Source organism: Streptomyces sp. MK37H, from assembly GCF_018035285.1.
In the GTDB taxonomy this organism is placed as follows: Bacteria; Actinomycetota; Actinomycetes; order Streptomycetales; family Streptomycetaceae; genus Streptomyces; species Streptomyces endocoffeicus.
The window spans coordinates 1-10,934 of record NZ_JAAAYH010000309.1 but is presented as its reverse complement, the minus strand read 5'-3'; the positions used below and the strand labels follow the sequence as shown (position 1 = coordinate 10,934).

The following is a 10,934-nucleotide window of genomic DNA, read 5'->3' as shown; positions in this document are numbered from 1 at the left end:
CTGGATCTTCGGCAATGAGGCATGGGGTCTGCCGGAGGCTACCCGCGCACTCGCGGACGAGGTGGTGCGCGTTCCGATTCACGGCAGGGCCGAGAGCCTCAACCTGGCCACGGCCGCCGCCGTGTGCCTCTATGCCTCCGCTCGTGCGCAGCGTGCTCCCGCAGGGTGCCGCTCCGTCACATCGACCTAGTAGGGTTGCCCCCTCTGGGATGGGGACCCGAGAGGGGGTGTGGGGATGGACGTCAGGACCTCCGGCGCCAGGGCGGCCGAAGCCCATGCGCCCGGAGCGGAGCCGCTCGGCGGCGGGCACGGCCGCCCGTCCACCGGGGAGGTCCCCGGTGGTGCGCCGGACGCGCTCGGACCACACCCCGACGATCTGCCCGACGGCCTGGTCGTGGCCGATGAAACCGGCCTGGTCACCTGCTTCAACGCGGCGGCGGCCCGCATCACCGCCACCGACCCCGCGGACGCGATCGGCCGTCGGCTCGAGGTGGCCCTGCCGTTAGAGGACCTGGACGGCCGGCGCTGGTGGGCGCTGACCGATCCCTATGGAGGGCTGGCCATCCGGGCCGGTCAGCCCGAGCGGAACCTGCTGCTGCCGGGCGGCCGCGAGGTGCTGGTCTCGGCCCGCTATGTGCGCGAGCGGCCGACCGGGCCGGTGCGCCGGGTGGTGGTCTGTCTGCGCGGCACCGAGGCCCGCCGCCGCACCGAGCGCAGCCATGCCGAGCTGATCGCGACCGTCGCCCATGAGCTGCGCTCGCCGCTGACGTCCGTGAAGGGGTTCACGGCCACACTGCTGGCCAAGTGGGAGCGGTTCACCGACGACCAGAAGCGGCTGATGCTGGAGACCGTCGACGCCGACGCCAACCGGGTCACCCGGCTGATCGCCGAGCTGCTGGACATCTCCCGGATCGACTCCGGCCGGCTGGAGGTGCGCCGCCAGCCGGTGGACCTCGCCGCCGCCGTCCGCCGCCATGTGCAGGCGCTCACCGCGGCCGGGCACACCGCCGAGCGGTTCCTGATCAGGGTCAGGGGGCCGCTGCCCAGGCTGTGGGCCGATCCGGACAAGATCGATCAGGTGCTGGGCAACCTGCTGGAAAACGCGGTGCGCCACGGCGAGGGAACGGTCACCATTGATATAGCGCCCGCACCGGCCAGGCCGGTCGCGGAAGGCCCCACTGAAGGCCCCACTGTCGAAAGGACCGCCGTCACCGTGAGCGACGAGGGCCCCGGTATCCCGGAGGAGTCGATGAGCCGCGTCTTCACCCGCTTCTGGCGGGGCAGCAAGCGCGGCGGCACCGGCCTGGGGCTCTATATCGTCAAGGGCATCGTCGAGGCCCACGGCGGCACGATCACCGTCGACCGGGCCCGCGGCGGCGGCGCGGAGTTCCGATTTATCCTGCCCGTGGGCACCCCGGCCTATCTGGCCTGATCCACCCGCGGGCTTCTCCAGCACGGGGGGACCCCGAGCGCGGCGGCCGTCGCGCGGCGTCCCCCGGGACAGCGCCCCTCTCGCGCCCCTTAGACTCGGGCTTTGGCACCTTTGGCGTCCCCTGCACGGGGCGCAGCGGTCGCAGCCAGTCGAGCCGGGGTCGCGCAGCCGGGGGGCACCTCCCAGCGGTAGCTGGGGGACAAACGGAAGCACGGGAAGAGATGTCGGCACCCAATAAGTCGTATGACCCTGTCGAGGTCGAGGCACTGAAACCGGAAGAGATCGCCCGCAGGCGGGACGAGGCGCTCGCCGCCATCACCGCCGCCGGGGATCTCGAGGCGCTGCGCGAGGTGAAGGTCGCCCACACCGGCGACCGCTCGCCGCTGGCGCTCGCCAACCGCGAGATCGGCGCCCTGCCGCCGCACGCCAAGGCGGACGCGGGCAAGCGCGTCGGCCAGGCCCGCGGCCAGGTCAACCAGGCGCTGAAGGCCCGGCAGGAGGAGCTTGAGGCGGAGCGTGACGCCCGGGTGCTGGTCGAGGAGGCGGTGGACGTCACCCTGCCGTACGACCGCACCCCGGCCGGCGCCCGCCACCCGATCACCACGCTCTCCGAGCGCATCGAGGACGTCTTCGTGGCGATGGGCTACGAGGTCGCCGAGGGCCCCGAGGTGGAGGCCGAGTGGTTCAACTTCGACGCGCTCAACTTCCCGCCCGACCACCCCGCCCGCGAGATGCAGGACACCTTCTTCGTGCGGGGCGCCAAGGGCGACCAGGACGGTGAGTCGTCCGGTGTGGTGCTGCGCACCCACACCTCGCCGGTGCAGATCCGGTCGATGATCGACCGCGAGCCGCCCATCTATGTGATCTGCCCGGGCCGCACCTTCCGCACCGATGAGCTGGACGCCACCCACACCCCCGTCTTCCACCAGGTCGAGCTGCTGGCCATCGACGAGGGCCTGACCATGGCCGACCTCAAGGGCACGCTCGACCACATGGTGCGGGCGCTCTTCGGCGAGGGCATGACCACCCGGCTGCGGCCGAACTTCTTCCCGTTCACCGAGCCGTCCGCCGAGATGGACATGCTGTGCTACGTGTGCCGCGGCGAGTCCGTGGGCAACCCGGACCGGCCCTGCCGCACCTGCTCCAGCGAGGGCTGGATCGAGCTGGGCGGCTGCGGCATGGTCAACCCGCGGGTGCTCATCGCCTGCGGTGTCGACCCGGACAGGTACAGCGGCTTCGCCTTCGGCTTCGGCATCGAGCGGATGCTGATGTTCCGGCACAACGTGGAAGACATGCGAGACATGGTCGAGGGTGATGTGCGCTTCACCCGGCCCTTCGGGATGGAGATCTGATGCGGGTCCCGCTTTCTTGGCTGCGGGAGTACGTCGACCTGCCCGCCGGTGAGACCGGCCGTGACGTACAGGCCAAACTCGTCGCCGCCGGGCTCGAGGTCGAGACGGTCGAGCAGCTCGGCGCCGGGCTCAAGGGCCCCCTGGTCGTCGGGCAGGTGCTGGCCATCGAGGAGCTGGAGGGGTTCAAGAAGCCCATCCGCTACTGCCAGGTGGACGTCGGCCAGGCCAACGGTACGGGTGAGCAGCAGAACATCGTCTGCGGTGCCCGGAACTTCGCGGTCGGCGACAAGGTCGTGGTCGTGCTGCCCGGCGCCGAGCTGCCCGGCGGCTTCGCGATCTCCGCGCGCAAGACCTACGGCAAGACCTCCGAGGGCATGATCTGCTCCGCCAGCGAGCTGGGCATGTCCGACGACCACGACGGCATCATCGTGCTGCCGCCGGAGTACGAGGTCGGCACCGACGCGATCGAGCTGCTCCAACTCGTCGACGAGGTCCTCGACATCGCGGTCACCCCGGACCGGGGCTACTGCCTGTCGATGCGCGGGATCGCCCGCGAGACCGCGACCGCCTACGAGTTGCCGCTGAGCGACCCGGCCCTGCTGGACGTGCCCGCGCCCAACAGCCATGGCTACCCGGTCAAGGTCACCGACCCGGTCGGCTGCGACCGCTTCACCGCCCGCACCGTCACCGGGCTCGACCCCGAGGCGCACTCCCCGATCTGGCTCCAGCGCCGGCTCCAGAAGGCCGGGATGCGCCCGGTCTCGCTCGCCGTCGACGTCACCAACTACGTGATGCTCGAACTGGGCCAGCCGCTGCACGCCTACGACCGCTCCCGGATCACCGGGGCGATCGGGGTGCGCCGCGCGCAGCCCGGCGAGAAGCTCACCACCCTCGACGGCATCCAGCGCGTCCTGGACGCCGAGGACCTCGTCATCACCGACGAGAGCGGTCCCATCGGCCTCGCCGGTGTCATGGGCGGTGCCAACACCGAGATCGCGGACACCGCCGCCGACCCCGAGTCCGGCCAGGTGGCGGGCACCACCGAGGTGGTCATCGAGGCCGCCCACTTCGCCCCCGTCTCGGTGGCCCGCACCGCCCGCCGCCACAGGCTGTCCTCCGAGGCGTCCCGCCGGTTCGAGCGCGGTGTCGACCCCGAGGCCACCTCGGCGGCGGCGCAGCGCACCGTCGACCTGCTGGTGCTGCTCGCGGGCGGCACCGCCGAGGTGGGCGTCACCGAGATCATCGCGCCCAGCGCCCCGCACACCATCACGTTGCCCGCCGACCACCCGGACAAGGTCGCGGGGGTGCCCTACGGCCGCGAGACCGTGGTGCGCCGGCTGCAGCAGATCGGCTGTGATGTCTACGGCGCCGACGACCTCACCGTCACCGTGCCCAGCTGGCGGCCGGACCTCACCGACCCCAACGACCTGGCCGAGGAGGTCATCCGGCTCGAGGGGTACGAGAACCTCCCCTCGACCCTGCCCCGGCCCCCCGCCGGGCGCGGGCTGACCGAGCGTCAGCGGCTGCACCGCCGGGTCGGCCGGGCGCTGGCCGGGGCCGGATACGTCGAGGCGCTGAACTACCCGTTCCTCGGCGAGGAGGTCCTCGACCAGTTCGGGCTGGCCGCCGACGACCCGCGGCGCGATCTGGTCCGGCTGGTCAACCCGCTGTCGGACACCGAGCCCGCGCTCCGTACGACGCTGCTGCCCGGGCTGCTCGGCGCGCTGCGCCGCAACGCCGGCCGCGGCGAGCACGACCTCGCGCTCTTCGAGACGGGTCTGGTCTTCCGCGCCACCGGTGACGAGCCGCCCGCGGCCATCCTGCCCGTCGACCGCCGTCCCACCGACGAGCAGATCGCCGGGCTCGACGCGGCGCTGCCGCATCAGCCGCGACGCGCCGCCGTCGTCCTGGCGGGCGACCGCGAGCAGGCCGGCTGGTGGGGCAAGGGCACCCCGGTGAGCTGGGCCGACGCCGTCGAGGCGGGCCGGATCGTGGCCCGCGAGGCGGGCGCCGAGCTGATTGTCCGCCAGGACCAGCAGGACCCCTGGCACCCGGGCCGCTGCGCCGCGCTGCTGGCCGTCGTCGACGGCGAGGAGATCCTCGTCGGCAACGCCGGTGAGCTCCACCCCCGGGTCACCAAGGCTCTGGGCCTGCCCGAGCGCACCTGCGCGATGGAGATCGAGCTCGACCGTCTTGAGCAGGCCGGCGCCGGCCGCGTGGAGGCGCCCCACGTCTCCACGTTCCCGGTGGCCACCCAGGACGTCGCGCTGGTCGTGGACGCCTCCGTGCCCGCGGCCGAGGTCGAGACGGCGCTGCGCGAGGGCGGGGGGGAACTGCTCGAATCCCTCCGCCTGTTCGACGTCTTCACCGGTGAGCAGCTCGGCGAGGGCAGGAAGTCGCTGGCCTACGCGCTGCGCTTCCGCGCCCCGGACCGGACGCTGACCGCCGAGGAGATCGCCGCGTCCCGCGACGCCGCGGTGTCGGCTGCCGCCGACCGCACGGGCGCCACCCTGCGCGGAGCCTGACAGCGACCGGCTCCCGCCGCTCGCCGTGATCACGGAGGTGGGGCGCATCCCGCATCGGGACGCGCCCCACCGCCGTTGTCGCCGCCGGACAGGACCGGGGCGGCCTTCCAGGTGACTCTCATGGACTGCGGCCGTCGTCCCGCTGCCAGACCAGTCTGACCGTGAAGTTCCCCTCGGCCGCCGTTTTGGCGATCACCGCTCCGGCCTCAGCGTTGATCTTCACCCCGAGTTCGACTTCGACCGTGCTCGGCGGACTGGGGAGCGTGGTCAGCCGGTCCAGGAGCGTCGCGGCCGCGGCGCGCACCTGGTCGAAGCTCTCGCTCAGCGTCCGTGCGGCGGTTCCCGCGACCTGGCCTGGCCGAGCGGCGCGCACGATGCCGGAGGCGGCGTGCTCGACCTCCACCACCACCGCTTCCGCGCCGCCCGAGTCCTCGGAACCGTTCAGCGGCACCCGGATGAGCTGTGTCTCGGTCACGCGTCCCTACCCCTTCCTCGTGCACAACGCTCCCCGGTACGCACCGGGGGGCAGCTTCTCGCCGACGGCCGGCGGCAGCGTCTCGTCGCCGAGGGTGTCGCACAGGTGCGCCATCCACCGCTTGGCCTCGGGAGCCGACGGGCGCTTGGCCGGCGCGCCGGTGGGGCCGGTGCCGGCGGTGGATCCGGGCAACCGGTGCAGCGCACCCCCCCTGCCGGGGCCGACGACAGCGAGCAGGCCGCGCTCCGACAGGACCGCCGACGGGGCGTCCCCCGGGCCGAGCAGGTCGATCTGCCATCGGCTGTCCACTCTGGTGAGGAAGCCGTCGTCCGCGGAGCCGCCGGACGCGGCGGACGCGGAGGACGGGACGGAGGCGTTGGGGATTCCTCCGTAGACCAGGATCCGTGAGCCGCCGGTGGAGAGGGTGACCCCGGTCACCGTGTCCTGCTGGGAGGAGCGCTTCTGGCGGAGGAGCCGTCCGCTCGGCAGTTGGTAGACGGACAGCCGGTGGTCGACCTTCAGCTCGCCGATCCGGGTCTCCGCGACGGCCGCCCGGGTGAGGTCCGGGCTCACGTCCGCCACCACGGTCTTCTTGGTCGATCTCGGGAAGGCCAGCAGTTGGCGCCCGCGCGGTGACGACCCGCTCAAGTCCCATCGCTTCACCGAGAGGGTCGTCTCCAAGGACGCTCCCTTCGCCGTCGTCTCGTTCATCGTGATCAGGCGTTTCCCGCCGTTGGCCAGCCACAGCGCGGTGACCGGCTCCGGCAGGCCGGGCATGGTCTTCTCGATCCGGCCGGTGGCGGTGTCCCAGAGCACGAGCCGGCCGTCTTCGCCGAAGAGACCGGTCTGGCCCAGCAGCACCGAGCCGTCGGGGGAGAAGGTGAACCGCGCGTATGTCGTCGGCATCGCGAGGCCGGGGATGTCGGGGAGTTCCAGATCGGGGAACTCCAGATCGGGGAAGCCCGGTATCTCCCCCGACGTGTCCGGAAGCGGATCACCCTTCTCGGGACGCTCCAGCGTCCGGTCCTTCCCGGTACGCACGTCGTACAGGTGCACCGGAAGCCCGCGCGGGTCGGCCGGCGCAGTCGGCTGACCGCCACCGGTGTCGAAGGGAGGCGGTGCCTTGGCCATGGCCACCAGAGAGCCGTCCGGGCTGACCGCCGTGACGTCCGCGTCATGGCCGGCGGGCAGCCGGCGCCGTACCCCGCTGTCGGTGCGTTCCAGCACGACCACCTTGCCGGCGGCGTCCCGCGAGGCGATCACCTGCCCCTCGGCGTCGATGAGGGAGGAGCTCGGCAGGGGCCCCGTCATGTCCGTGAGGAGCGCGCTCATCGACGTGTACCGGGGGGCGAGCAAGTCGGCAAAGCCGTACCGTGCGTACATCTCACCGAGGCGCGCCCGGGTCTGCTCGGTGTCCTGCGTGCGGTAGGCGCGCAGGGCCAGCAGCAGTGCGGTGTACGCGGCCCCGGTGTCGGTGGAGCCGGTCTCGGCGTCGCGCGACTGCTGGAGCAGGACCCGGGACGCCCGGGTGGCCGAGTCCGTGGTGACGTCCTGTTGCCAGGAGCGGATCGCCAGCCCCAAGGCCCCTCCGATGAGGCCGAGTACGACGACGAGGGCGACGATCGCGGTACGGCGGCGGTGCGCGCCGCGGACGCTCGCCTCGATGTATTCCTTCTCCGCGGGAAGCAGCTCGTCCTGGCGTCGCGCGTGCCACTCCCGGGCGTCCCGCAGATCCGCCCCTCGCAGCAGCCGGCCCCGGGAGCGCCTGTCGGCGGACCACGGGGCGATGCGTCGGCGCAGGTCCTCCTGCCACACCCGGAAGTCGCGGTCGGCCTCGAAGAACGCGCGCAGCCGGCTCCAGTGCGTCAGCAGCGTCTCGTGGGCCAGCTCCACGGTCTCCTCGGGCGGCCCGTCGCCGGGGCGGTACTCCTCGCCGGGCACGACCAGGCGCGTGGTCATCAGCCGCTGGGCGATCCGCCATTGCTCAGGCGGCAGTTCGGAGCGGGTCAGGGTGCGGCGGGTGGGCTCGACCCGGCCGTCGCCGGGGTGGGCGAGCTGGACGAGCAGCGTGCGGGCGGCCCGGTGCTCCTCCTCGGTGAGGGCGCCGGTCCAGATCTGTTCCGCATGGGTCACCAGCGCGTCGTTGACGCGGCCCAGGGACTCGTACGCGGCGTGTCCCATGACGCCTCGCCGCTGGCGCTCCCACAGCTTGGTGAGGGTGAACTCCAGCAGGGGCAGCCGGCCCGGATCGCTGCCGAGATCGGCCAGGATCCGGTCCACCAGCCCCGGTTCGTAGCGGACGCCGGTGTGGTGCAGCGGACGCTCGATGGCCGCGCGCAGTTCCTCGTCGGACATCGCTCCCACGGTGAACAGCCGGTCGCCCGCGAACAGCGGGGCGAGCCCGGGGTGGTGGAGGGCGGGGGTGAGGAAGTCGGCGCGCAGGGTCGTGACGACCCGCAGCCGGGACCCGGGGTGCAGAGCGTGCCCGAGCGCGGCCGCCAGCGCGTCCAGCTCCGCCCGCTCCGTACCGATGAGCGCTTCTTCGAACTGGTCGGCCACCACGAGCAGCCGGTCCTTGCCCTGACGTTCGAGCAGCCGGTCCACGACCGCGGGCAGTTGGCCCGTGCGCACCAGATCCGTCAGTCCCGGCAGCCCGGTCAGCCGCGCGGTCTCGGTCAGGTCCGGCTCGAGGCGCGGAAGCAGGGCCAGGACCAGGGCGGTGAGCGGGCTCCGGCCGAGCTGTCCGGGGCGGAAGGCGACGATTTCCAGGTCCCGGCGGCCGCGTAGCCGCGGCAGCGCCCCGGCATGCAGCAAGGAGGACTTGCCGCAGCCGGACGGGCCGACCAGGCTGATCGCCGGTGCGTAGCCGAGCAGGTCGACGATGCGCCGAGCCGGCTCCTCCCGGCCGTGGAACAGCCGGGCGTCGCGCTCCTCGAAGGGCTCCAGGGCCCGGAACGGGCAAGCGGGCAGCGCCGTTTCGCCCAGCGTCGACGAGCTCTCGCGCAGCGTCTGTGTCGGGATGAGGTAGGCGGTGCGCACATCCGGTCTGTCGTCGGCGGCGACGACCATACCGACCACGCCGCCCTCGGCCACATCCCAGACCGGAGCGCCCGAGAAGCCGGTTTGTACGCGGTGCTCGCTGGACGAGTCCGTGTCGTACTGCAACCAGCCGGCGCCGGTCCGCCCGCGCAGCCAGCCGACGCTCCACGCGCCGTCGTCGTAGGCGGTGGGAAAGCCGAAGGTGCGCACGCGGCGGTCCGGTTCGGCCACGTCTTCCACGAGCCGGGCCACCGTCGCCTTGGTGGGCGGATCGGTGAGCAGGCGCAGGACGGCGACGTCTCCGGACCCATCGGCCCGGACCGGGGTCCAGGAGGCGATCCGCACCTCCATGCGCCGACCGGACTCCGCCAGGGGGAAGTCGACCCATAACCGTCCGGCCGGTGGCTCCGCGAGCGTGTCGGACGGGACGCCCAGCGCCCTGGCCACGACATGGGCACAGGTGATCACTTCACGGTATCCGCTGAGGAACCCGGCTCCCTCGGGCCGGCCGCCGGCGCCCAGAATCCTCACCACCGACGCGTCACTCGGCGCGGCTGTGTCCTGTTTCACGAGGCCCCCCACTCGGTCACCAGCTGAGGGGCAGTCGCCTGCGCACCGCCCCCCCAGCGATGAATGACACAAGTGTGACCGTCGCCACCTCGTACGGCAATCCAATTGGCAGCAGCCGACACCGCGTCCGCGGTACGGCGGGGTGTTCGGGTGGGTGCCCGGGGCGCGGTCACCCGATCAGGTGAGATGCGGAGGCGGCTGGTCCAATTGACAGAAGCTGTCGCAAGAATCGTGCCGGTCGTACGGCCCATGCGGGACCGACCGTCCGGGGCCCGGCCGACCGCCTCATTGGCCGGCGTTGGGGGCGACACATGATCGGCACATCGGCAGTCGGCGGCGCGTTCGTACGGAGGGCACGGAGCCTGCGGACGGCCGCCCGCGCGGTCCCCTGTCTGTGGGTGCTCGGCGTCATCTGCTGGGAGCTGCTGACCCCGCACCACACCGAGGTCGTCCCCCTCATCGCCGCCGCACCCGCCATCGCCTGCGCGAGCGGCGGCCGCCGCAGATGCGTTCTGCTGCTCGGCGGCGCCGGTCTGCTGTTCGCCCTCGCCCCCGCGACCGCGCTGGAGCCCGACGGCGAGGTGACGGAGCCGCACGCCCCGCTGGTCACCTGCTGCGCGATCGTCGCCGTGGCCCTCGGCGGCTATCTCACGGCGGGCCGCAAGGTGCGGCTGGTCCGCGAGTTGGAGGAGCTCCGGGCGGTGGCCGCCGCGGCGCAGGACGTGGTGCTGCGGCCGCTCCCGGCCCGGCTGGAGGGCATCGAGCTGGCGGGCGGCCATCTGTCGGCCAGCCGGGGCGCCGCCGTCGGCGGCGATCTGTACGAGGCGCTGGCCACCCCGTACGGCGTCCGCGTCATCATCGGCGATGTGCGCGGGCACGGCCTCGCCGCGATCGGCACCGTGGCCGCCGTCCTCGGCAGCTTCCGCGAGGCCGTCCATGAGGAACCCCGGCTCAGCGGGGTGCTGCGCCGGCTCGACCGCGCCCTGGAGCGCCATCTGCGGGCCCGCGCCGACGGGGAGTGCCCGCTGGACAGCCATGTGGACGAGGAGTTCGTGACCGTCCTGCTGCTGGAGGTGGGCCGGGACGGCGAGGTCACCGCGCTCAACTGCGGCCACCCGTGGCCGCACCGCCTCCGCGAACAGCCCGTGGGCCCGGCCCTGGCCCGGCAGACCGCACCCGGCGAAGTGCTGCCGCCGCTCGGCCTCTTCCCGCTCCCCGCCGAACTTCCCACCGCCCACTGGGGCTCCCTGGGAACCGGCGACACCCTGGCGCTGCACACCGACGGCGCCGAGGACGCCCGCGACGCCCAGGGCACGTTCTTCCCGCTGCGCCGCGCCCTGTCCGAGGCCGCGGGCGCCGGACCGCTCGTCCCCGCGGCGGTCGTGGCGGGGGTGCGCTCGGCGCTGCTGAGCCATACCGGTGGCCGGCTCGCCGACGACGTAGCGCTGCTCGTCCTGCGCTACGACCACTGCCCGCTGTCTGCCCCCTCGGCCCTCCCCGTCCCAGCCGCCGACGCCCACCGGGGCTAGTGCCGCGTCAGC

7 protein-coding genes are annotated in these 10,934 nt (G+C 73.1%); 5 read left to right on the top strand and 2 right to left on the bottom strand.

Features of this window, described 5'->3' with window-relative positions; all coding sequences use genetic code 11:
• The 4 genes from GWI24_RS31815 to pheT form a co-directional block, all read left to right on the top strand.
• Positions 1–190 (top strand): TrmH family RNA methyltransferase (locus tag GWI24_RS31815; protein WP_281790898.1); only part of this gene is annotated, 190 nt, incomplete at its 5' end.
• A gap of 45 nt (positions 191–235) precedes the next feature.
• Positions 236–1,432, top strand: a complete 1,197-nt coding sequence (locus GWI24_RS31810) for an ATP-binding protein (RefSeq protein WP_210949488.1) — start codon at positions 236–238, stop codon at positions 1,430–1,432.
• Positions 1,433–1,653: 221 nt separating this feature from the next.
• The gene (gene pheS / locus GWI24_RS31805; protein ID WP_210949487.1) at positions 1,654–2,784 is read left to right on the top strand and encodes a phenylalanine--tRNA ligase subunit alpha; all 1,131 of its coding nucleotides are present in this window, start codon (positions 1,654–1,656) and stop codon (positions 2,782–2,784) included.
• Positions 2,784–5,309 carry a phenylalanine--tRNA ligase subunit beta gene (gene pheT, locus GWI24_RS31800; RefSeq protein ID WP_210949485.1) on the top strand — a complete coding sequence of 842 codons (2,526 nt, stop codon included), beginning with the start codon at positions 2,784–2,786 and terminating at the stop codon, positions 5,307–5,309. The genes pheS and pheT overlap by 1 nt, the downstream gene beginning before the upstream one ends.
• Positions 5,310–5,427: 118 nt before the next feature.
• Here the strand turns inward: pheT and GWI24_RS31795 are convergent, their stop codons facing one another.
• Complete coding sequence (locus GWI24_RS31795) at positions 5,428–5,784, bottom strand: CU044_2847 family protein (protein WP_210949483.1); 357 nt, start codon at positions 5,782–5,784, stop codon at positions 5,428–5,430.
• A gap of 6 nt (positions 5,785–5,790) precedes the next feature.
• Positions 5,791–9,393 carry a trypsin-like peptidase domain-containing protein gene (locus tag GWI24_RS31790; RefSeq protein WP_210949481.1) on the bottom strand — a complete coding sequence of 1,201 codons (3,603 nt, stop codon included), beginning with the start codon at positions 9,391–9,393 and terminating at the stop codon, positions 5,791–5,793.
• 311 nt (positions 9,394–9,704) lie between these two features.
• On the opposite strand from GWI24_RS31790, the gene GWI24_RS31785 reads away from it, so the two are divergent.
• On the top strand, positions 9,705–10,922 hold the full coding sequence (locus GWI24_RS31785) for a PP2C family protein-serine/threonine phosphatase (protein ID WP_210949479.1): 1,218 nt from the start codon (positions 9,705–9,707) through the stop codon (positions 10,920–10,922).
• The last annotated feature ends 12 nt before the right edge of the window (positions 10,923–10,934 follow it).